21 protein-coding genes are annotated in these 22095 nt (G+C 62.4%); 15 read left to right on the top strand and 6 right to left on the bottom strand.

The window, feature by feature from the left end; all coding sequences use genetic code 11:
• The first annotated feature begins 40 nt into the window (after positions 1 to 40).
• The 3 genes from EFB14_RS01920 to carB all read left to right on the top strand — a co-directional run bounded on the left by EFB14_RS01920 (position 41) and on the right by carB (position 5583).
• On the top strand, positions 41 to 817 hold the full coding sequence (locus EFB14_RS01920; RefSeq protein ID WP_126822229.1) for a LytTR family DNA-binding domain-containing protein: 777 nt from the start codon (positions 41 to 43) through the stop codon (positions 815 to 817).
• A gap of 79 nt (positions 818 to 896) precedes the next feature.
• Entirely contained in the window at positions 897 to 1925 is a 1029-nt protein-coding gene (locus EFB14_RS01925; protein ID WP_126822231.1) for a zinc-dependent alcohol dehydrogenase family protein, read from the top strand.
• A gap of 169 nt (positions 1926 to 2094) precedes the next feature.
• Complete coding sequence (gene carB / locus EFB14_RS01930; protein ID WP_126822233.1) at positions 2095 to 5583, top strand: carbamoyl-phosphate synthase large subunit; 3489 nt, start codon at positions 2095 to 2097, stop codon at positions 5581 to 5583.
• Here the strand turns inward: carB and EFB14_RS01935 are convergent.
• Positions 5525 to 5848, bottom strand: a complete 324-nt coding sequence (locus tag EFB14_RS01935; protein ID WP_126822235.1) for a hypothetical protein — start codon at positions 5846 to 5848, stop codon at positions 5525 to 5527. The two genes, carB and EFB14_RS01935, sit on opposite strands and share 59 nt — an antisense overlap.
• A gap of 146 nt (positions 5849 to 5994) precedes the next feature.
• On the opposite strand from EFB14_RS01935, the gene greA reads away from it, so the two are divergent.
• Both greA and EFB14_RS01945 read left to right on the top strand, forming a co-directional pair.
• Positions 5995 to 6471, top strand: a complete 477-nt coding sequence (greA, locus tag EFB14_RS01940; protein ID WP_010028762.1) for a transcription elongation factor GreA — start codon at positions 5995 to 5997, stop codon at positions 6469 to 6471.
• Positions 6472 to 6498: 27 nt separating this feature from the next.
• Positions 6499 to 7557: a glycosyltransferase family 4 protein gene (locus EFB14_RS01945; RefSeq protein ID WP_126822237.1), complete on the top strand. Its 1059-nt coding sequence runs from the start codon at positions 6499 to 6501 to the stop codon at positions 7555 to 7557.
• 63 nt (positions 7558 to 7620) lie between these two features.
• Here EFB14_RS01945 and EFB14_RS01950 read toward each other — a convergent pair whose 3' ends face one another.
• A complete protein-coding gene (locus tag EFB14_RS01950; RefSeq protein ID WP_126822239.1) occupies positions 7621 to 8952 on the bottom strand; it encodes a dicarboxylate/amino acid:cation symporter in 1332 nt (443 codons plus the stop codon).
• A gap of 240 nt (positions 8953 to 9192) precedes the next feature.
• Here EFB14_RS01950 and EFB14_RS01955 point away from each other — a divergent pair, with 240 nt between their 5' ends.
• Positions 9193 to 11049: a sensor histidine kinase gene (locus tag EFB14_RS01955; protein WP_126822241.1), complete on the top strand. Its 1857-nt coding sequence runs from the start codon at positions 9193 to 9195 to the stop codon at positions 11047 to 11049.
• Between the two features lie 4 nt (positions 11050 to 11053).
• A complete protein-coding gene (locus EFB14_RS01960) occupies positions 11054 to 12400 on the top strand; it encodes a sigma-54-dependent transcriptional regulator (RefSeq protein WP_126822243.1) in 1347 nt (448 codons plus the stop codon).
• Positions 12401 to 12423: 23 nt separating this feature from the next.
• Here the strand turns inward: EFB14_RS01960 and EFB14_RS01965 are convergent, their stop codons facing one another.
• Positions 12424 to 12891, bottom strand: coding sequence for an Lrp/AsnC family transcriptional regulator (locus EFB14_RS01965; RefSeq protein ID WP_125843453.1), 468 nt, complete (start codon positions 12889 to 12891; stop codon positions 12424 to 12426).
• A 231-nt stretch (positions 12892 to 13122) separates the two neighbouring features.
• Between EFB14_RS01965 and trxB the strand changes: the two genes are divergently transcribed.
• Positions 13123 to 14097: a thioredoxin-disulfide reductase gene (gene trxB / locus EFB14_RS01970; RefSeq protein WP_125843452.1), complete on the top strand. Its 975-nt coding sequence runs from the start codon at positions 13123 to 13125 to the stop codon at positions 14095 to 14097.
• Between the two features lie 22 nt (positions 14098 to 14119).
• A complete protein-coding gene (locus EFB14_RS01975) occupies positions 14120 to 15016 on the top strand; it encodes a LysR family transcriptional regulator VtlR (RefSeq protein WP_004671024.1) in 897 nt (298 codons plus the stop codon).
• A gap of 26 nt (positions 15017 to 15042) precedes the next feature.
• Here EFB14_RS01975 and EFB14_RS01980 read toward each other — a convergent pair whose 3' ends face one another.
• Positions 15043 to 15414 carry a hypothetical protein gene (locus tag EFB14_RS01980; RefSeq protein WP_125843451.1) on the bottom strand — a complete coding sequence of 124 codons (372 nt, stop codon included), beginning with the start codon at positions 15412 to 15414 and terminating at the stop codon, positions 15043 to 15045.
• A gap of 154 nt (positions 15415 to 15568) precedes the next feature.
• Between EFB14_RS01980 and EFB14_RS01985 the strand changes: the two genes are divergently transcribed.
• The 4 genes from EFB14_RS01985 (at position 15569) to EFB14_RS02000 (ending at position 19058) form a co-directional block, all read left to right on the top strand.
• On the top strand, positions 15569 to 15862 hold the full coding sequence (locus EFB14_RS01985; RefSeq protein WP_125843450.1) for an ArsR/SmtB family transcription factor: 294 nt from the start codon (positions 15569 to 15571) through the stop codon (positions 15860 to 15862).
• Between the two features lies 1 nt (position 15863).
• Positions 15864 to 17030, top strand: coding sequence for an MFS transporter (locus EFB14_RS01990; protein ID WP_126822245.1), 1167 nt, complete (start codon positions 15864 to 15866; stop codon positions 17028 to 17030).
• 25 nt (positions 17031 to 17055) lie between these two features.
• Complete coding sequence (locus tag EFB14_RS01995; RefSeq protein ID WP_126822247.1) at positions 17056 to 18180, top strand: alkene reductase; 1125 nt, start codon at positions 17056 to 17058, stop codon at positions 18178 to 18180.
• A 77-nt stretch (positions 18181 to 18257) separates the two neighbouring features.
• The gene (locus tag EFB14_RS02000) at positions 18258 to 19058 is read left to right on the top strand and encodes an aminoglycoside phosphotransferase family protein (RefSeq protein WP_126822248.1); all 801 of its coding nucleotides are present in this window, start codon (positions 18258 to 18260) and stop codon (positions 19056 to 19058) included.
• Here the strand turns inward: EFB14_RS02000 and EFB14_RS02005 are convergent.
• Complete coding sequence (locus tag EFB14_RS02005) at positions 19055 to 20077, bottom strand: NAD(P)H-binding protein (protein WP_126822250.1); 1023 nt, start codon at positions 20075 to 20077, stop codon at positions 19055 to 19057. The genes EFB14_RS02000 and EFB14_RS02005 overlap by 4 nt on opposite strands.
• 91 nt (positions 20078 to 20168) lie before the next feature.
• Here EFB14_RS02005 and EFB14_RS02010 point away from each other — a divergent pair, with 91 nt between their 5' ends.
• Both EFB14_RS02010 and EFB14_RS02015 read left to right on the top strand, forming a co-directional pair.
• Complete coding sequence (locus EFB14_RS02010) at positions 20169 to 21065, top strand: LysR family transcriptional regulator (RefSeq protein ID WP_126822252.1); 897 nt, start codon at positions 20169 to 20171, stop codon at positions 21063 to 21065.
• Positions 21066 to 21127: 62 nt separating this feature from the next.
• A complete protein-coding gene (locus EFB14_RS02015) occupies positions 21128 to 21643 on the top strand; it encodes a GrpB family protein (RefSeq protein ID WP_126822254.1) in 516 nt (171 codons plus the stop codon).
• Positions 21644 to 21748: 105 nt separating this feature from the next.
• Here EFB14_RS02015 and EFB14_RS02020 read toward each other — a convergent pair whose 3' ends face one another.
• Positions 21749 to 22030 (bottom strand): DUF2188 domain-containing protein, encoded by a 282-nt coding sequence (locus EFB14_RS02020; protein WP_126822256.1) that lies wholly within the window; start codon positions 22028 to 22030, stop codon positions 21749 to 21751.
• Positions 22031 to 22095 lie beyond the last annotated feature (65 nt).

Here is a 22095-nt window from a genome sequence, read left to right on the forward strand (position 1 = left end):
ATGTCCTCAATCTGAACCGCGCGAACGGCAGGAAAACTTCGTGAATCACCCCTTCTTGCAATCCACGCTTCGCGAATTGCAGGTCTTTCTCCATTCCCGGCGCTTCTGGGGAACCTTTGCCGCGATCGTTCTGATCTTCGCCGTCACCGGCCCCTACGGCACGATGGAAAGCATGGCCTTCGGCGAACGTCTTGCCTATTGGCTGAGCCTGCATGCCCTTGCCTGGACGATCGCCATTCTCTGCGCGGTAGTAGCCGAAAGGCTGCTGCGCGAGATGATTGCTTCGATGTTCACCCGCATGATGACGGGCGCGCTTGCCGCCGCCCTACCGATAGGTTTTGCCATCGGCCTTGTCGACTATGCCTTCACCGGCGAAACGACCACGCTGGAAAGCGGCCTGCTGCGCGCGCTTTTCTCAGTGCCGCTCTGCGCCCTCTTCTGCCTTTTGACTTACATGGCAATGAGCGAAAGAATCGCGGAAGCGGCCGCACCCGAGGAAAACAACCCCGGCGCCTCGATCCTCGACCGTCTGAAGCCTGGGAATCGCGGCCCGCTGCTGCGCCTTTCCGTTCGCGATCATTATACCGAGGTGGTGACGAGCCGCGGGCACGAACTGGTGCTCCTGCGTTTCGCCGATGCGCTGAAGGAAACCGCGGCGACATCAGGCCTTCGCGTCCATCGCTCGCACTGGGTGGCCGATGCTCATGTCGAAGGCATCAGACGTGACAATGGCAGGCTCACGATTCTCACCCGCGACGGTACGGAAATCCCCGTCAGCCGCAGCTATGCCGAAGAGGTTCGCCGCCGCTTCACGTAAGGAAGCGCCGCCAAGCGCTTGACGGGACTCCCGATTTCGCTCTTCCTGAACCAAGAGGAGAATGCGGGAGGAAATGCCGATGAAGGCCGTACGCCTGGAAGCGACAGGAAAACTGCAGCTGTGCGAGGTCGAAAGGCCGGCGCCCGGCCCGGGCGAACTGCTGGTCCGCGTCGAAGCCTGCGGCATCTGTGGCACGGACCGCCATATCTTTCATGGCGAATTTCCCTCGAAGTCCCCGGTAACGCTCGGCCACGAATTCGCAGGGATCATCGAGGCGGTCGGAGCTGACGTCATCGATTTCCATCCCGGCATGCGCGTGACCGGTGACCCGAATATCGCCTGCGGCGGCTGCGAGGAATGCCGGCGCGGCCGCGTCAATCTCTGCCGGAACCTGCAGGCGATCGGCATCCATCGCGACGGCGGTTTCGCCGATTATGTCTCCATGCCGCAAAGCCAGGCCTTCGCGCTGCCTAGTGATCTCGATCCGTTTCACGGCGCCTTCTGCGAGCCGCTCGCTTGCTGCATTCACGGCGTCGATCTCGGCGGGCTGCAAGCCGGCTCGTCGGCGATCGTGCTCGGCGGCGGCGTCATCGGCCTTCTCACCGTTCAACTGGCAAGGCTTGCCGGTGCGACCCGTATCCTGCTGGTGACGCGGAGCGCCGAAAAGCGCCGGCTGGCCGAAAGCCTCGGAGCCACGGCGACGGCCGCCCCCGGCGACGGCGATATCATTGCCCGCATCGCCGGCGAAGACGGGCTTCTGCCCGGTGGCGCCGATGTCGTCTTCGAATGTGCCGGCGTGGCCGAGACCATGCAGCAGGCGCCACGCCTTGCCCGGCGCGGCGGCACCGCTGTCATCCTCGGCGTCATGGCGCAGGGTGCCATGATCGAAATCGAGCCTTTCGACCTGCTTTTTCGCGAAGTCAGGCTGACAGGCTCCTTCGTCAACCCCTTTACCCATGGCCGCGCCGCCGATCTCATCGCCTCCGGCAGGATCAAGGTCGAGCCGCTGATCTCAAGGCGCATCGGTCTTTCCGAAGCGCCGGAGGCGATCATCAATCGGGCGCGCGACGGCGAAATCAGGGTGCTCGTCGCGCCCGACTGGAAATAGCCTTTCGCGTCGTATCGGGATTCCTGTCGATTCCGTGATTTATGGGGTTCCGTTTGCAAAAACATTTGCCTATAAGCCGCTTCTAGCCTGAAAAGACCTCAATGCGCGACCCGACCCGGTGACCTCCCACCCTGGCCGGCTTTTTGCGCAGCTAGAAACGGATATCGCCATGCCGAAGCGCCAAGACATCAAATCGATCCTCATCATCGGCGCGGGACCGATCGTCATTGGCCAGGCCTGCGAATTCGACTATTCCGGCACCCAGGCCTGCAAGGCGCTGAAGGAGGAAGGCTACCGGGTCATCCTCGTCAACTCCAACCCGGCGACGATCATGACCGATCCTGGCCTTGCCGACGCCACCTATGTCGAACCGATCACCCCCGAGGTCGTCGCCAAGATCATTGCCAAGGAGCGCCCGGATGCGCTGCTGCCGACCATGGGCGGCCAGACGGCTTTGAACACCGCGCTTTCGCTGAAGCGTATGGGCGTGCTCGATCGCTACAATGTCGAAATGATCGGCGCAAAGCCCGCCGCCATCGACATGGCCGAGGACCGTGCGCTGTTCCGCGAGGCCATGGCTCGTATCGGCCTGGAAACGCCGCGCTCGATGCTGGCGAACGCCACCGATATCAAGGATCTCGACCGCAAGACCCACGAGGCCGAGCGCACCAAGCTGCGCGAAAGCCTTTCCGGCGCAGATCTCGACAAGGCGCTGGACGAGCTGGAAAACCAGTGGAACCTCGGCGAAAGCGACCGCAAGCAGCGCTACATGAACCATGCCGTGGCGATCGCCGCCCAGGCGCTCGACCATGTCGGCCTGCCCGCCATCATCCGTCCCTCCTTCACCCTTGGCGGCACCGGCGGCGGCATTGCCTACAACCGTTCGGAATTCTTCGAGATCGTCGGCGGCGGCCTCGATGCGTCCCCGACGACGGAAGTGCTGATCGAAGAATCGGTGCTCGGCTGGAAGGAGTATGAGATGGAAGTCGTCCGCGACAAGGCGGACAACTGCATCATCATCTGCTCGATCGAGAACATCGATCCGATGGGCGTCCACACCGGCGATTCGATCACCGTCGCCCCGGCGCTGACGCTGACCGACAAGGAATACCAGATCATGCGCAACGCCTCGATCGCGGTGCTGCGCGAGATCGGCGTCGAGACCGGCGGCTCGAACGTCCAGTTCGCCGTCAATCCGGAAGACGGCCGCCTCGTCGTCATCGAAATGAACCCGCGCGTCTCGCGCTCCTCCGCGCTCGCTTCCAAGGCCACCGGTTTCCCGATCGCCAAGATCGCCGCCAAGCTGGCCATCGGCTACACCCTCGACGAGCTGGAAAACGACATTACCGGCGGAGCCACGCCGGCCTCCTTCGAGCCGTCGATCGACTATGTCGTCACCAAGATCCCGCGTTTTGCCTTCGAGAAATTCCCCGGCGCCTCGCCGGTGCTGACGACCGCGATGAAATCGGTCGGCGAAGTCATGGCGATCGGCCGTACCTTTGCCGAATCGCTGCAGAAGGCGCTACGCGGCCTCGAAACCGGCCTGACCGGCCTCGACGAAATCGAAATTCCTGATTTCGAGGAAGGCGAATCCAGCCAGAACGCCATCCGCGCCGCTATCGGCACGCCGACGCCGGACCGCCTGCGCATGGTCGCCCAGGCGCTGCGCCAGGGCCTCAGCATCGAAGAAGTGCACGAAGGCTGCAAGATCGATCCCTGGTTCATCGCCGAGCTGAAAAACATCGTCGACATGGAAGCCCGCATCCGCGAGCACGGCCTGCCCGACGATGCCGCGAACCTGCGCATGCTGAAGGCGATGGGCTTCTCCGACGCGCGTCTGGCGACGCTGACCGGCAAGCGCCCGAAGGAAGTGGCCGAACTCCGCAACGGCCTGAACGTCCGCCCGGTCTTCAAGCGCATCGACACCTGTGCGGCCGAATTCGCTTCGCCGACCGCCTATATGTATTCGACCTACGAGACGCCCTTCGTCGGCTCCGCCCGATCTGAAGCCCAGGTTTCCGATCGCAAGAAGGTCGTCATCCTCGGCGGTGGTCCGAACCGCATCGGCCAGGGCATCGAGTTCGACTATTGCTGCTGCCACGCCGCCTTCGCGCTGAAGGATGCCGGCTATGAAGCGATCATGATCAACTGCAATCCGGAAACCGTCTCGACCGACTACGACACGTCGGATCGCCTCTATTTCGAGCCGCTGACGGCCGAGGACGTGATCGAGATCCTGCGCGCCGAGCAGGAAGAGGGCGAAGTGGTCGGCGTCATCGTCCAGTTCGGCGGCCAGACGCCGCTGAAGCTCGCCGAGGCGCTCGAAAAGAACGGCATTCCGATCCTCGGCACCGCGCCTGATATGATCGACCTTGCCGAAGACCGCGACCGCTTCCAGAAGCTTCTGATGAAGCTCGACCTCAACCAGCCGAACAACGGCATCGCCTATTCGGTCGAGCAGGCCCGCCTGGTCGCCGCCGAAATCGGCTTCCCGCTGGTCGTGCGCCCCTCCTACGTGCTCGGCGGCCGCGCCATGCAGATCCTGCATTCGGAAGGCCAACTGCAGACCTACCTGCTCGACACCGTTCCGGAACTGGTGCCGGAGGATATCAAGCAGCGTTATCCGAACGACAAGACCGGCCAGATCAACACCCTGCTCGGCAAGAACCCGCTGCTCTTCGACAGCTATCTCTCTCATGCCATCGAAGTCGATGTCGACTGCCTCTCCGACGGCACCGACGTCTATGTCGCCGGCATCATGGAGCATATCGAGGAAGCCGGCATCCATTCGGGCGACAGCGCCTGCTCGCTGCCGCCGCGCTCGCTGCCCGTCGAGCTGCTCGACGAGCTGGAACGTCAGGCGAAAGCCATGGCCAAGGCGCTCAATGTCGGCGGCCTGATGAACGTCCAGTTCGCTATCAAGGACGGCACCATCTACGTTCTCGAGGTCAATCCGCGCGCCTCGCGCACCGTGCCTTTTGTGGCCAAGACCATCGGCGCACCGATCGCCAAGATCGCCGCCCGCGTCATGGCTGGCGAGAAACTCGACGCGACCTTCGCCGCCTATGGCGAAAAGCCCGATCCGCGCAAGCTGAAGCACATTGCCGTCAAGGAAGCCGTCTTCCCCTTCGCCCGTTTCCCCGGCGTCGACACGCTGCTCGGCCCGGAAATGCGCTCGACCGGCGAAGTCATCGGCCTCGACACCGATTTTGCGCTGGCTTTTGCCAAGTCGCAGCTCGGCGCCGGCGTCGAGCTGCCGCGGGACGGAACGGTCTTCGTTTCCGTGCGCGACGAGGACAAGGCACGCGTGCTGCCGGCTATCCGCATCCTCGTCGAACAGGGCTTCAAGGTGCTGGCGACAGGCGGCACCGCCCGCTTCCTCGGCGAAAACGGCATCACCGCCACCAAGATCAACAAGGTTCTGGAAGGCCGCCCGCACATCGAGGACGCGATCCGCAACCGCCAGGTCCAGCTTGTCATCAACACCACCGACGGCAACAAGGCGATCTCGGACTCCAAGTCGCTGCGTCGTGCGACGCTGATGCAGAAGGTGCCCTACTACACGACGATGGCCGGCGCCGAAGCCGCCGCCCAGGCGATCAAGGCGCTGAAGGCAGGCAATCTCGAAGTGCGTCCGCTGCAAAGCTATTTCGCATGAAACATGGCGGCGCCACTGCTCGACGGGCGGTGGCGCGACCTTCGTCGGAATCGGTTTGTCCGAACTCGGTCATATCTAGCTGAATCTTCAGCATATCCTCGCGAAACCGAGCCATCTCCTCCACCTTCGGCCGCTCGTCCGGATTGCGCAGCAGATAGGATGGATGCACGCTCACGAAGGGCACGCGTCCTCTTGGACCGCCATTGCTCTCCCCTTGCCCATTTTTGAGGCGCACCACCAGATGTTGCAGTGGGTTGCGTTTCATTTATGCGAATTTTCTGGAAATCGGCCTTGGCGATCTGCTATAAGCGTTCGACTAGGATTGTGGCACGGTTCCGAAGCTCCCCTTCGGGACCTGTTTTCTTTTGTGTGTGCCTGACTGCGCAGACACGAAGACTGAAGGACAGAAAAATGGTTGAAAAGGTACCGATGACACAGGGTGGTTTCGTCAAGCTGCAGGAAGAGCTGCGCTGGCGTCAGCAGGAGGAGCGCCCCCGAATCATCGAGGCGATCGCCGAAGCCCGTGCCCATGGCGACCTTTCCGAAAACGCCGAATACCACGCTGCCAAGGAAGCCCAGAGCCACAATGAAGGCCGCATCAGCGAGCTGGAAGACCTGACGGCGCGCGCTGAGGTCATCGATCTCACCAAGATGTCGGGCCACAAGATCAAGTTCGGCGCCAAGGTGAAGCTCGTCGACGAGGATACCGAGGAAGAAAAGACCTACCAGATCGTCGGCGACCAGGAAGCCGATGTGAAGGCCGGCCGCATCTCCATCTCCTCCCCGATCGCGCGTGCGCTGATCGGCAAGGAAGTCGGCGATTCCATCGAGGTCAATGCGCCCGGCGGCTCCAAGGCCTACGAAATCCTCCAGGTTTCCTGGGGCTGATCGCCCGCCAGACACGAGATCCATTCCTTGCCTGATATGCGTGACGTCGAGATCATCGCGCCCAATTTCAAGCGCCGGCTCTCCGGCGTCACGTCGACCATCGTCCAGCTCATCCCGTGCCAAATCCGGCTCGGCATCCGGATCGCAACCCTCGGCCCAGGCCTGCCGGAAGGCCTGGCGCACCTGAAGTGGCCGCAACTCCTTGGCCTCTGGCGCCCGCCGGTAGGCCGTCGCCACCGCGTCTGGCACGCCCGCCGCAACAACGAGATGGCCGTCGGCATCCTGCTTCGCCATGTCTTGCGCATGCCGGTCAAGCTGCTCTTCACCTCCGCCGCGCAGCGCCGCCACACCGCCTATACGAAATGGCTGATCCGTCGCATGGACGCGGTGATTGCGACCAGCGACCGGTCGGGTTCCTTCCTTGAGGTGCCCCATACGGTCATCCAGCACGGCGTCGACCTTTCCCTGTTCCACCCGCCTGAGACGGCCGAGGACGGCATTGCCGCCACCGGCCTGCCCGGCCGCTATCTCGTCGGCTGTTTCGGCCGCGTACGCCATCAAAAGGGCACCGACCTCTTCGTCAAGGCGATGATCGAACTGCTGCCGCAACACGCCGAGTGGACGGCCGTCGTCTCCGGCCGGGTGACGGCGGAACACACCGCTTTCGGCGACAAGCTCAAGGCGGATGTCGCCGCAGCGGGCCTCAGCGACCGTATCCTCTTCCTCGGCGAAGTGCCCGATATCAAGGTCTGGTATCGCCGCCTGACGCTTTACATCGCCCCTTCCCGCAACGAGGGCTTCGGCCTGACGCCGCTCGAAGCCATGGCCTCGCGAACTGCCGTGGTGGCATCAGATGCCGGCGCCTATGCCGAGCTCGTCGCCGAAGGCGAGACCGGCTCGGTGGTAGCTGCCGGTGACGGCGAAGCGCTGACGCGGGCGATCGCCCCCTACATCGCAGATCCCGCTCTGGCGATTGCGCATGGCGAGAATGCGCTACGCCATGTCAGGGCGAATTTCGCGCTGGAGAAGGAAGCAAACGCAATCGGCGCTGTCTACGATCGCCTTCTCGGCGACAACCGCGGCTGAGCGGAAAAGAAAACGGCCCGTCGGATAACGGGCCGCTCTCGGGATTGCCAACAAACGGGCTGATTATTCGGCGGGCTGGAGCCCGGCAGCCGACGTCTCGTCAATCTGGCCGCCCAGCGCCGCGGCAAGCTGCACGGTGTCGAGTTCCTTTTCCCAGCGCGCCACGACGATTGTCGCGACCGCATTGCCGACGAGGTTCGTCAGCGCCCGGCATTCCGACATGAAGCGGTCGATGCCGAGGATGAGCGCCATGCCGGCGACCGGCACGGAGGGCACGACGGAGAGCGTCGCGGCAAGCGTGATGAAGCCGGCGCCGGTGATACCGGCGGCACCCTTGGAGCTCAGCATCGCCACGAGAAGCAGCAGGATCTGGTCACCCCAGGAGAGATGGATGCCGGTTGCCTGGGCAATGAACAGGGCCGCCAGCGTCATGTAGATATTGGTGCCGTCGAGGTTGAAGGAATAGCCTGTGGGGATGACGAGACCGACCACCGAGCGCTTGCAGCCGGCCTTTTCCATCTTGTTCATCAGTCCCGGAAGTGCTGCCTCCGAAGACGAGGTTCCGAGGACCAGCAGCAGCTCTTCCTTGATGTAACGCAGCAGCGCCAGGATCGAGAAGCCGTTATAGCGGGCAACGGCGCCGAGCACGACGAGGACAAAGAGCAACGAGGTGAGATAGAAGGTGCCGATCAGCATGGCGAGGTTGGCGATCGATCCGATGCCGTATTTGCCGATGGTGAAGGCCATGGCGCCGAAGGCGCCGATCGGGGCGGCCTTCATCAGGATGGCGACGAGCTTGAAGACCGGAGCCGTCAGGGCATTGAGGAAATTGACGACCTGCTCGCCCTTTTCGCCGACCATGGCGAGCGCGATGCCGAAGAGCACCGAGAAGAAAAGCACCTGCAGAATGTCGCCATCGGCAAAGGCGCCGACGATCGTCGTCGGGATGATATTGCTGAGGAAGCCGACGATGCTCTGTTCATGCGCCTTCTCGGCAAAGGTGGCGACGGTCTTCGGGTCGAGCGAAGCCGGATCGATGTTCATGCCGGCGCCGGGCTGGACGACATTGGCGACGATCATGCCGATGATGAGAGCCAGCGTCGAGAAGGTCAGGAAGTACAGCATCGCCTTGCCTGCGACGCGGCCGACTTTCTTCAGGTCGCTCATGCCGGCGATGCCGGTTGCGACCGTCAGGAAGATGACCGGCGCGATCACCATCTTGACGAGCTTGATGAAGGCATCGCCGAGCGGCTTCAGCTGCGTGCCGAGGTCGGGATAAAAATGGCCGAGAACGATACCCGCGGCGATTGCCACGAGAACCTGAACGTAAAGATGCGCGTAAAAGGGCTTCTTGCCCTTGCTGTCTGCGACTGCATGCAATGGTGCTGCGATCATGATGTCCTCCTAAAGGCTCGTCCGGAACGAACTCCGGCCTCCCGAGCCGTTCGCTTCACTCCAACAGCTCAGCCGTTGTTACCACCTCCTTCGCAACCGCCGTGCCAGTTTCGCAGCACCGCCATAACAACTTGATTTGATTAAATAAAAATTTTCGCACCTATCAATGCATCGTTAGGAAATGCGGAAATCCGCACAAATCCATTTGCATCCAGTGCAGAAAAGTGCACAAATTCCCCCATGTCCTTATCCGTATCGTCGCTGTGGCCCGCCCTGCCCCTGCACCATCGCATCCGTCGGATGTGGTGGGCCTATGCGGTCGTCGCGCTCCTTGCCGTCGTGGCAAGCCTCTGGGCGAGCGGCGAGATCGGCCGGCGCCGGGCAGAGGCCGCCCTCGAGGAACAGGCCCGCATGGATGCAAGGCTGAATGCCGCGCTGCTGCGCACCGTCCTTGAAAAATACCGGGCCCTTCCCTTCGTGCTGTCACAGGACAACGCACTCGCCACAGCACTCGCCGGAGGCGATGCCGGCGCCTTCGAGCGGCTCAGCCAGAAGCTGGAAATGCTGGCGGCGGGCACGAAAGCCGCCGTCATCTATGTTATCGACAAGGACGGCATGGCCGTTTCGGCCAGCAACTGGCGCGAGCCGACCAGTTTCGTCGGCAATGACTATCGCTTCCGGGAATATTTTCAGGGCGCCGTCGCCCAAGGACAGGCCGAGCATTTCGCCCTCGGCACCGTCAGCAAGAAACCCGGCCTTTATATCTCGGAGCGAATATCCGGCAGCAACGGCCTCCTCGGCGTCGTCGTGGTCAAGGTGGAATTCGACGACGTCGAGGCGGATTGGAACGCCACCGACGCCCCTTCCTATGTCGTCGACGATCGCGGCATCGTCCTTATCACCAGCATTCCGTCATGGCGGTTCATGACGATCGGCCGGATCGCCGGGGACCGGTTGACCGCGATCCGCGAAAGTCTGCAGTTCGGCGATGCGCCGCTTCAGCCTCTGCCGCTCGATACCGTCCGAAACCTCGGCGACAGGCTCGACGTCGTCGAGATCGTCATGCCGGGCGGCGCCGGAAAGACCAGGTTTCTCGATGTCGGCACGCCGGTTCCCGAGACGGGATGGCGTTTGCAGCACCTGGTGGCGCTCGGCCCCGCCGTCGATGCCGGAATTCGCGAAGCCCGCATGCTGGCGCTCCTCACACTCCTGCCGCTGCTCGCCGCAGCCGCCTTCCTGCTGCGCCGGCGACAGGCGGTCACCCTCAGGATATCAAGGGAGCAGCAGGCGCGCGAGGAACTGGAACGGCGCGTGACCGAGCGGACGCTCGATCTCAGCCAGGCGCGCGACCGGCTGCAAGCCGAAATCGTCGGTCACAGGAGCACGGAGCAGAAGCTGCAGGCGGTGCAGCAGGATCTGGTGCAGGCGAACCGCCTGGCGATCCTCGGTCAGGTGGCCGCCGGCGTCGCCCACGAGATCAACCAGCCGGTCGCGACCATTCGCGCCTATGCGGACAACGCCCGCACCTTCCTCGACCGCGGCCAGACCGCGCCCGCCGGCGAAAACCTCGAGAATATCGCGACGCTGACGGAGCGTATCGGCGCGATCACCGAGGAACTAAAGACCTTTGCCCGCAAGGGCCGCGGTAGTGCCGAGCCGACCGGCTTGAAGGACGTCATCGAGGGGGCCGTGATGCTGCTCCGCAGCCGCTTTGCCGGGCGCATGGACACGCTTGATATCGACCTGCCGCCTGCCGACCTGCAGGTCATGGGAAACAGGATCCGCCTCGAACAGGTGCTCATCAACCTGCTTCAGAATGCGCTGGAGGCTGTCGCCCCGAAAGCCGACCTCGGCCGCGTCGAGGTCCGGACCTCGGTCGATGCGGAGACGGTGACCCTGACGGTCGCCGACAACGGCCCCGGCATTTCGCCTGATATCCGCAAAGGCCTGTTCACGCCGTTCAACACATCAAAGGAAAAGGGCCTGGGGCTCGGGCTCGTCATCTCCAAGGATATCGTCGGCGATTACGGCGGCCGGATGGAGGTCGACAGCGACGACAAGGGAACCCGGTTCATCGTTCATCTCCGGAGGGCTTGAGATCATGGACACACTAAGCCCCGTTGCGCTGATCGACGACGACAAGGATTTGCGCCGCGCCACCGCCCAGACGCTCGAACTCGCCGGCTTTTCCGTTTCAGCCTATGACGGCGCGAAAGCCGCGCTGGCGGACCTGCCTGCGGATTTTGCCGGCCCCGTCGTCACCGATATCCGCATGCCCGAAATCGATGGGCTGCAGTTCTTCGCCACGCTCAAGGGCATGGATGCAGACCTGCCGGTGATTTTGATGACCGGCCACGGCGATATTCCCATGGCCGTCCAGGCCATCCAGGACGGCGCCTATGATTTCATCGCCAAACCCTTCGCCGCCGACCGGCTCGTCCAAAGCGTGCGCCGCGCGAGCGAAAAACGACGGCTCGTTCTGGAAAATCGCATGTTGCGCAGGGCGGCCGAAAATGCGCAGGAAACCTTGCCCCTGATCGGCCAGACGCCGGTCATGGAAAACCTGAGAAACATTCTTCGCCACATCGCTGATACCGATGTGGACGTGCTAGTCGCCGGCGAAACCGGCAGCGGCAAGGAAGTCGTCGCCCAGATCCTGCACCAGTGGAGCCGGCGCCGGAAGGGTAATTTCGTGGCGCTGAACTGCGGGGCGCTCCCCGAAACCGTCATCGAAAGCGAGCTCTTCGGCCACGAGGCCGGCGCCTTTACCGGTGCCCAGAAGCGCCGTACAGGCCGCATCGAACACGCAAGCGGCGGCACGCTTTTCCTCGACGAGATCGAGAGCATGCCCGTCGCCACGCAGGTTAAGATGCTGAGGGTGCTGGAAATGCGTGAAATCACGCCGCTCGGCACCAACGAGGTGCGCCCGGTCGATCTGCGCGTCGTCGCTGCTGCCAAGATCGACCTCGGAGATCCCGATGTGCGCGGCGATTTTCGCGAGGATCTCTATTACCGGCTGAACGTCGTGACGATCTCCATTCCGCCGCTGAGAGAACGCCGCGACGATATTCCGCTGCTGTTTTCCCATTTCGCCGCTCGCGCCGCCGAGCGCTTCCGCCGCGATGTCCCGCAGCTTTCAGAAAATGTTCGCCGCCATCTTGCCGCCCATGCCTGGCCGGGCAATGTCCGCGAGCTTTCCCACTATGCCGAACGGGTGGTGCTCGGCGTGGAAGGCGGGGGAACGGCAACAGTTCCTCAACTCGCGACAGGCGGCACGCTTCCCGAACGGCTGGAACGCTATGAGGCGGAGATCATTCGCGACGCTCTGTCGGCCAATGACGGCGACGTGCGCCGCACCATCGAGGCGCTCGGCATTCCCAGGAAGACCTTCTACGACAAGCTCCAGCGCCACGGCATCAACCGCGGCGGCTATGCCTCGCGCAAGTAGCGGCGATCAAGGTCCGAAGCCGTTCAGACTTCTACCAGTCCCAGCTTTTTCACCTGCCGGATCGTCAGCATGGTGCGCACCGTATCGACGTGCTCGTTCGCCGTCAGCACCTCGATGACGAAATCCTGGAAGCTCGTGAGGTTTTCCGCCACGCAATGCAGCAGGAAATCGCTGTCGCCCGAGACCATCCAGGCTTGGCGCACCAGCGGCCATTCGGTGGTGGCGGCGGCAAAGGCCTTGAGGTTGCCTTCCGACTGGTGCTTGAGGCCGACCATGCAGAAGGCGACGAGGTCGAAGCCGAGCTTCGGGCTGTTCAGCATCGCATGATAGCCCTCGATGACCCCCGCTTCCTCGAGCTTGCGCACCCGGCGCAGGCACGGCGGCGCCGAGATGCCGACCCGGTCGGCAAGCTCCACGTTGGTCATGCGGCCGTCGGCTTGCAGCTCCCGGAGGATCTTTATGTCGATGACGTCGAGTTCCGTCCGCCCCACATCATTGCCTTTCTTTAATTCTCCGCGGCGAGCTTCTATATAAAGCCGCGGAATACGCAAGAAAGTTTCACTGTGATGACGGATTCTTGCACAACAGGAAGATTTGCCTTGTTGGTAATGCAAGGCTGCCCTTGAATAATAGCATTGGACGTTCATAAATGGCGCATGGACCGCGAAACGGCCGCAATCGCCACCTAGCCGCCGCTCTCCTGCCAGTCGAAAGGAAATGACATGCCTGCCCGCCACACGAAGGTGCTCATCATCGGTTCCGGACCCGCCGGCTATACCGCCGCGGTCTATGCCGCGCGCGCCATGCTGAAACCGGTTCTGATCGCCGGTCTCGAACAGGGCGGCCAGTTGATGATTACCACCGACGTCGAGAATTATCCGGGCTTTGCCGATCCGATCCAGGGTCCCTGGCTGATGGAGCAGATGCTGCAGCAGGCGAAACACGTCGGCGCTGAGATCGTCAACGACCTCGTGACCGAAGTCGACATGAACCAGCGCCCCTTCGTCGCCCGCACCGACAGCGGCCAAGTCTGGACGGCAGATACGCTGATCATCGCCACGGGCGCCAAAGCCAAGTGGCTCGGCATCGAGAGCGAACAGCATTTCCAGGGCTTTGGTGTTTCGGCCTGCGCCACCTGTGACGGTTTCTTCTATCGCAACAAGGACGTGATCGTGGTCGGCGGCGGCAACAGCGCCGTCGAGGAGGCTCTCTATCTCTCCAATATCGCCAAATCGGTCACACTGGTGCATCGTCGCGATTTCTTCCGGGCCGAGAAGATCCTGCAGGAACGTCTGTTCTCCAAGGAAAACGTCAAGGTGCTATGGAACACCGAGGTGGCCGAAATCACCGGTACGCCGGCCAAGCCCCCGATGCCGCAATCCGTATCCGGCGCGCGCTTGCGCGACACCCGCACGGGCGCCATCACGGAAATGGCGATCGACGGCGTCTTCGTCGCGATCGGCCATGCCCCGGCAACCGAGCTTTTCAAGGACAGATTGAAGCTGAAGGACAATGGCTATCTCTGGACGGCGCCCGATTCGACCGCGACCAGCCTGGAGGGGGTCTATGCCGCCGGCGACGTCACGGACGATACGTTCCGCCAGGCAATCACCGCCGCCGGCATGGGATGCATGGCAGCGCTTGAAGCCGAACGATACCTGACGGGCCACATGCCCGTCGCCGTGGCCGCGGAGTAAGACCGGCATGAGAGGCGGGGGAATGCCATTGGATTGGGACAAGCTGCGTATTTTTCACGCAGCGGCCGAGGCGGGTTCGTTCACGCATGCGGCGGATAAACTGCATCTGTCCCAATCCGCCATCAGCCGCCAGGTAAGCGCGCTGGAGCAGGATGTCGGCACCAAGCTGTTTCACCGCCATGCGCGCGGCCTGATCCTGACGGAACAGGGCGAACTGCTTTACCGCACTGCCCATGACGTGCTGCTGAAGCTCGAAACCGTGAAGATGCAGCTCACCGAGACGACCGAGACGCCGTCCGGCAAGCTGCGCGTCACGACGACCGTCGGCCTCGGCCAGGGCTGGCTGACCGACAAGATCCAGGAATTCCTGCAGCTCTATCCCGATGTGCAGATCCAGCTCATCCTCGACAACGAGGAAGTGGATGTGAACATGCGCCATGCCGACTGCGCGATCCGCCTGCGCCAGCCTCAGCAGTCCGATCTCATCCAGCGCAAGCTCTTCACCGTGCACATGCACGTCTATGCGGCGCCTTCCTATATCAACCGCCACGGCGAGCCGCAGAAGATCGAGGATCTCGACAATCACCGCATCATCACCTTCGGCGAGCCGGCACCGAGCTACCTGCTCGACGTCAACTGGCTTGAGGTCGCCGGTCGCTCGTCCGACAACAAGCGCATCCCGCATCTGCAGATCAACAGCCAGACCTCGATCAAGCGGGCCTGCCTGCTCGGCATCGGCGTCGCCTGCCTGCCGGATTACATCGTCGGCCGCGACCCGGGGCTGATTCAGCTGGCTATCAATGCCGACGTCCCCTCTTTCGACACTTATTTCTGCTATCCCGACGAAATCAAGAACGCCGCCAAGTTGAAGGCTTTCCGCGATTTCATCGTCAGCAAGGCCAGAAACTGGAACTTTTGATCCCGGTTTTATGGAATAAATTGCAACTATGCAGAAGGCGCATGACTGGCATGCACAAAAAAGGGTTGTTGTTTGCCCATTAAACGACCATATCGCACATAGCTGATGCACATGGTGGCTTTTCCTCCCAGTTCCACCGCATTAGCTGTTCCCCTCTGGAGGTTTTTGACCTTCACACTTATAAGGGCCCTGGTTTTCCAGTGGCCCTCTTTTTTTGCCTTGCCTCCTCGATAAATGCCGCATCGCAAAAAAATTGTGCGGCGCATAGCAGACATGCACAAAAAAGCATTGAAACCTGCACAAGGAAGCACCATATCCATTCCAGCTGATGCATTTTGTGGTTTCTCTCCCAGTACCACCGCATTAGCTGTTCCCCTCTGGAGGTTTTTGACCTTCACAATTATAAGGGCCCTGGTTTTCCAGCGGCCCTCTTTTTTTGCCTAAAATTTGCTCACTCAACAAAACCCGCCGCCTCACATCTCCGTGATTTGCATATCGACATCTGTCGATCCATATATCGGCTAAATACGATTTATAGTTCGGCGAATGACGATGGATAAAGACGAAATCATCAAAGCCCTCGCCCATCCCGCGCGGATGGACATTCTGAGCTGGCTGAAAAATCCTGAAGAACACTTCCCCTCGCAGGAGCATCCTTTCGAAATGGGTGTCTGCGCCAGCCAGTTCGAACGCTGCGGCCTGTCGCAGTCGACGGTCTCTGCTCATTTGGGAACGCTGCACCGCGCCGGCCTCGTCACCACCAAACGCGTCGGCCAGTGGATTTTCTACAAGCGCAACGAAGAAACGATCGCCGCTTTCCTGAAGCAGCTGACACAGGATCTATGACATGCCGCTTTCCCTTCTCGTTCTTGCCTTGAGCTCCTTTGCGATAGGCACCGCCGAATTCGTCATCATGGGCCTGCTGCCGGAGGTCGCCGCCGATCTCCAGGTGACCATCCCTGAGGCCGGCTGGCTGGTCACTGGTTACGCGCTGGCAGTCGCCATCGGCGCACCCGTGATGGCCGTTTTGACCGCGAAGCTGAAACGCCGCACCGCGCTGATCGCGCTAATGGCCTTCTTCATCGCCGGCAATCTGCTTTGCGCTCTCGCGAGCGACTACTGGGTGCTGATGATTGCGCGCATCGTCACCGCGCTCTGCCACGGCGCCTTCTTCGGCATCGGCTCGGTCGTCGCCGCCGGCCTCGTCGCGGAAGACCGCAAGGCCCGCGCCGTCGCGCTGATGTTCACCGGACTGACGCTCGCCAATGTCCTCGGCGTGCCGCTCGGCACCGCCATCGGCCAGGCCTATGGCTGGCGCGCCACCTTCGGTGTCGTCACGATCATCGGCATCGTCACCATATCGGGCCTGATCGCCGTCCTGCCGAAGGTCAGGCAACAGGAAAACGGCAGCATCCTGCGCGAGATCGCCGCGCTCAGAAATGGCGGACTGTGGCTGGCGCTCTCCACCACCGTCTTCTTCGCCGCCTCGATGTTTACCCTCTTCACCTATATCGCACCGCTCCTGCGCGATGTGACCGGCGTTTCGCCGGAAGGCGTCACCTGGACGCTGTTCCTGATCGGCCTCGGGCTGACCGTCGGCAACCTCGTCGGCGGCAAGCTTGCCGACTGGCGGCTCGGCGCGACGCTTGCCGGCGTCTTCGTGGCGATCGCCGTCACCTCGATCGCCTTCAGCTATACGAGCCGCTTCTTGATACCGGCTGAAATCACCCTCTTCCTCTGGGCACTGGCAAGCTTTGCCGCCGTGCCCGCGCTTCAGGTCGGCGTCGTCGGCTTCGGCAAGGATGCCCCGAACCTCGTCTCGACGATCAACATCGGCGCCTTCAACACCGGCAATGCGCTGGGCGCCTGGGCGGGTGGCCTGGTCATCGACGCCGGCTTCGATCTCACCCGCGTTCCGCTCGCTGCAGCCCTGATGGCCCTGATCGGCCTCGGCGCGACGGCGCTCACCTATCTCTCCGCCAGGGACCGGGCCGCCCTTGCCCCTGCCGAGTGATCCTCCCGCAAAAGAAAGGACTATCATGGCCAAGCTTTTCGACCCCGCCAAGGTTGGCGACATCACAGTCAGAAACCGCATCGTCATGGCGCCGCTCACCCGCAACCGCTCGCCGGGCGCGATTCCGAACGACCTCAACGTCGAATATTACCGCCAGCGCGCCTCTGCCGGCCTGATCATCACCGAAGCGACCGCGATCACCCATCAGGGCCAGGGTTACGCCAACGTGCCCGGCCTCTACACCAAAGAGGCTCTCGATGGCTGGAAGCGCGTGACCGACGCCGTTCACGCTGGCGGCGGCAGGATCGTCGTGCAGATGTGGCATGTCGGCCGTATCTCGCACACGACGCTGCAGCCGAACGACGCCAAGCCGGTCTCCTCGACCAACCGCGTCGCCAAGGCCAAGACCTATCTGGTCAACGCCGACGGCACCGGCAGCTTTGCCGACACCTCCGAGCCGCGTGCGCTCGAAACCGCCGAAATCCCCGGCCTCATCGAGGATTACCGCAAGGCTGCCCGTGCGGCGATCGATGCCGGCTTTGACGGTGTCGAGATCCACGGCGCCAACGGCTACCTGCTCGATCAGTTCATCCGCGACGGCGTCAACGACCGCACCGACCAGTATGGCGGCTCGATCGAAAACCGCACCCGCCTGACCTTCGAAGTCGTCGACGCGGTCGTGAAGGAAATCGGCGCGGGCCGCACCGCAATCCGCATCTCGCCGGTGACACCATCAGGCGAAAGCTATGATTCCAATCCGCAGGCGACCTTCACCCATGTCGTCGAAGGCCTGGCCCGATACGACCTCGCCTATCTCCACGTCATCGAAGGCCAGACCGGCGGCGATCGTGATTATCGACAAGGCGACAACCCTTCCTTCGACTACAAGGCGCTGCGCCAAGCTTATGAAAAGGCCGGCGGCAAGGCCAGTTGGATGGTCAACAACGGCTACGATCGCGATCTGGCGGTCGACGCCGTCGAAAGCGGCCGTGCCGATCTCGTCGCCTTCGGCAAGCCCTTCATCGCCAATCCCGATCTCGCCGAACGGCTGGCAAAGAAGCTGCCGCTCAACACGCCCGACCAGTCGACCTTCTACGGCGGCACCGCCAAGGGCTATATCGACTATCCCACCCTCGAAAAGGTTGCCTGAACCTTCAGGATACGAACCGAGAATTCCCGCCGAAAGGCGGGATTTCCATTTTCGATGCAGCTTTGTAGTGTGCCGCCATGTTTGATTCCCATCTCCATCGCTGGTCGCTCATCTCAGACGGCGAGCCTATCATAACCCATTCGAGCCACCTGCTGCCGGTCCTCTGGCAGGGTAAGCCTGCCATGTTGAAGGTGGCTGCCGATATCGACGAACGATATGGCGCGCTGCTGATGCAATGGTGGGATGGTGACGGCGCAGCCCATGTCTACGCCCGTGAGGACGACGCCGTGCTGTTGGAAAGAGCGATGGGAAAACGCTCGCTGCTTACCATGGCGATGGACGGTGAGGACGATGAAGCAAGCCGCATCCTGTGCCGCACTGCCGCACGGCTGCATGCGCCGCGTGAAAAACCGCTTCCCGATCCCGTGCCCCTCAGCCGCTGGTTCCGCGATCTCGAACCGGCCGCCGCCAAACACGGCGGCACGCTTGCCGACTGCTCGGCGATCGCCAACGCCCTCCTTGCCGATCCGCGCGACCTCGCCGTCCTCCACGGCGATATTCATCACGAAAACATCCTCGATTTCGAGGCGCGTGGCTGGCTGGCGATCGATCCGAAGCGGCTCCACGGCGAGCGCGGCTTCGATTTCGCCAACATCTTCGCCAATGAGGAGTTGCCGACGATCACCGATCCGGCTCGCTTCCGGCGCCAGCTCGCCGTCGTCTCGGCGGAGGCCGGGCTCGAGCCGAAGCGGCTGCTGCAATGGATCGCGGCCTATTCCGGCCTTTCCGCCGCTTGGTTTCTTGGCGACCCGAACATCGAGCAGGCAGAGAAAGCCCTGACGGTGGCCCGGATCGCGCTTGCCGAGCTTGATAACTAACCCGCATCCTTCAGCGAATGCCCGATGAAAGTCGATGCCGCGCCTTGATGCGGCTCCGGCAGGCAGCCGAGCGCCACAAGCGAGGCCCTCACCGCCTCGTCGATCGGCGTGTGCGGCTCCTTGCCGAGTTCGGCCGTCAACTTGCTGTTTTGCATCCTGAGCGGCACCTTCCAGAGATAGCGCATCTCCTTGATCTCCCGCATGATCGGCATAAAGGGCGCGGCAAGCGGCACGATCCACCAGGGGAAGCCGACGATCTTGGCCTTGCCGCCGGCCACGCGCTTGATCGCTTCGGCCATCTGCATGCCGTCAGCATCCCAGAAGCCCTCCATATGATAGACGGCGAAGGGCGGCAGTCGATCGGCCCGCGCGATCAACTGGACCATGGTTTCGGCCACGTCGGGCAGATAGGCCCACTGATGACCGATGCCGCGTCGTGCCGGGTTCTTGATCGCGGCGACCGGCTTGCCCGGTGTAACCATGGCCGATGAGAACCAACTGTTTGATGTCGTGCCTGGACCGAAGAAATCGCCGGCGCGAACAATGATGACGCCGACGCCGGACTGCGACGCTGCCTTCAACCGCTTCTCCATCTCGACGCGGATCGCCCCCTTCTTGGTCACCGGATACTGGGCACTTTCCTCCGTCGGCATCGGGAGGACATCGGGACCGAAATTATAGACTGTGCCGGGCAGCACGATGCGGGCACCCACGCTTCGGGCTGCCGCGATGGTATTGTCGAGCATCGGCAGCACCAGCTTTTCCCAGTCGCGATAGCCGGGCGGGTTGACGGCGTGGACGATCAGGCTGGCGCCCTCCGCCGCCTTCAGCACGTCACCTGAATTCATGGCATCGCCCTGCACCCATTCGAATGCCGGCTGGCTTCGCGATGCCTTGGCGGCATTGCGGTTCAGCGCCCGGATTTGCCAACCGCGCTCGACAAGCTTGCGGGCAACCGCCCCGCCGATACCGCCGGTGGCTCCGAGAACGAGTGCCGTCTTATTCATGTCACTGCTCATGATCATCTCCTTCGATTGAATGAAGGCATGATGCCATCTGTGCGAGATAAACAAAATTGACTAAATAAGTGCGCCTGATATACAAAAATATATGAGCGAGTTGAGTTGGGATTTCTACCGCAGTTTTCTGACCGTGCTGCAGCAAGGTTCGCTTTCGGCCGCCGCCCGCGAACTCGGATTGACCCAGCCGACCATAGGCCGCCATGTCGACGCGCTGGAAGAAGCAATTGGCGTCGAACTCTTCACCCGCTCGCCGAACGGCCTGCTGCCGACCGACACCGCACTGGCACTGAAGCCCTATGCCGAAACGCTCGCCGCAACCACAGCAGCACTTTTGCGGACGGCATCCGGCCAGCGCGAGAGCGTGGCGGGCACGGTCAGGGTCAGCGCCAGCGAGATCGTCGGCGTCGAGATCCTGCCGCGCATCCTCGGGCCGCTGCAGGAGACCTATCCGGATCTCCAGATCGAACTGTCGGCGTCCGATGCGATCGAGGACCTTCTCAATCGTGAAGCCGATATCGCCGTGCGCATGGCTGAGCCCCGGCAGGATGCGCTCGTCGTGCGTCGGATCGGCGATCTTCCGCTCGGCTTCCACGCCCATCGTCGCTATGTCGAGCGCAATGGCTTGCCGGAGACCCTTGCCGATCTTGCAAGGCACCACCTCATCGGCTTCGACCGGCAAACGGCCTACATCCGCCTGATGATCAGCCGCTATTCCATGCCTGACATCAATTTCGCCTTTCGTTCCGACAGCAATCTCGCCCAGCTTTCCGCCATCCGCGCCGGCGTCGGCATCGGCATCTGCCAGACCGGGCTTGCGCGGGAAAACCCCGATCTCATTCATATCCTGCCCGAGGCGTTCAACATCCCCCTTGGCACATGGGTGGCGATGCATGAGAGCCTGAAAACCTCCCCGCGCTGCCGCGTCACCTTCGACGCGCTGGTCAAGGGTCTCCAGGACTACCATCGCTATTCCACAGGCACCTGACGCAAAAAACGGAATCGATATCCGGCAAGAATCATGCGCTAATCCCACCCGCTGGGGTGGAGATGACGATGCAAAAGCCGGTTGAACTTGTGAGCTACGATCCGCAATGGCCGCAGGCCTTCCGGCACATCCGCGCCAGGCTGCTAGCCTTGCTGCCGAACGCGCGCTCCATCGACCACATCGGCAGCACCTCCATACCGGGAATGGCGGCCAAGCCGCTCATCGATATCGACATCGTTCTTCCCGGCCTCGGGCACATCGAGGAGGCGACACATGTGCTTCTCTCGCAAGACTACGAGCCGCGCGGCAACCGTTATGACGACGAGGTCTGGGCGTTTTTATCGAGAGGCGCCGAGCCGGCGGAACGGGTCTACCTTTGCCCGGCCGGCAACGGCACGCATCGAAACAGGCTGGCTTTCCGGGATTATCTCATCGCGCATCCGCAGGCGGCGGCCGATTATGCCGCGCTCAAGCGCAGGCTGGCAGTTGAATTCCGGATGGACGGCGATCGCTACACCGCGGAGAAGCGCGAATTCGTCGACGCGATCGTCGCGCGAGCATTGGCGGGCAATGGCTAAAGCATATCGAGCAAAGCGTGCAGCGGTTTTGCCACGGGGACATGCGGAAAACCGACGACCAGAAGCGTGGCAGGCGAAGCTGAAAGATCGCGCCGCGCTTTGGCGTCAGACGCTTTGTGAGGCCCCGGCCCCGCGATTCTGCCACAGGCCGTCCACCACTTCGGTTTCCGGCCGGTCGCCACCTTCGGCATATTCCTCATGCCATTTGCCGTTCTCGTCCTGCCAACTGATCTCGGCGGAATCGCCGCCGACCTGCTGTTCGTCCGCAACGATGCGCGCAGCTTCGAGCGCCTCGGCATGGGTCGGGAATGCCTCGGAATAGACGCCTCCCAGCCTGTAGGCCCAGCCGCCGTCATGCGGCACGACTTCGTAGACCACCTTGATCATGCATCCGACTCCTCATCTTCTTGTTGCGCATTCGCACGCTTCCGGACAGGGTCCGGATCATCGCG

The organism is Rhizobium fabae (assembly GCF_003985135.1).
Taxonomy (GTDB): domain Bacteria; phylum Pseudomonadota; class Alphaproteobacteria; order Rhizobiales; family Rhizobiaceae; genus Rhizobium; species Rhizobium pisi.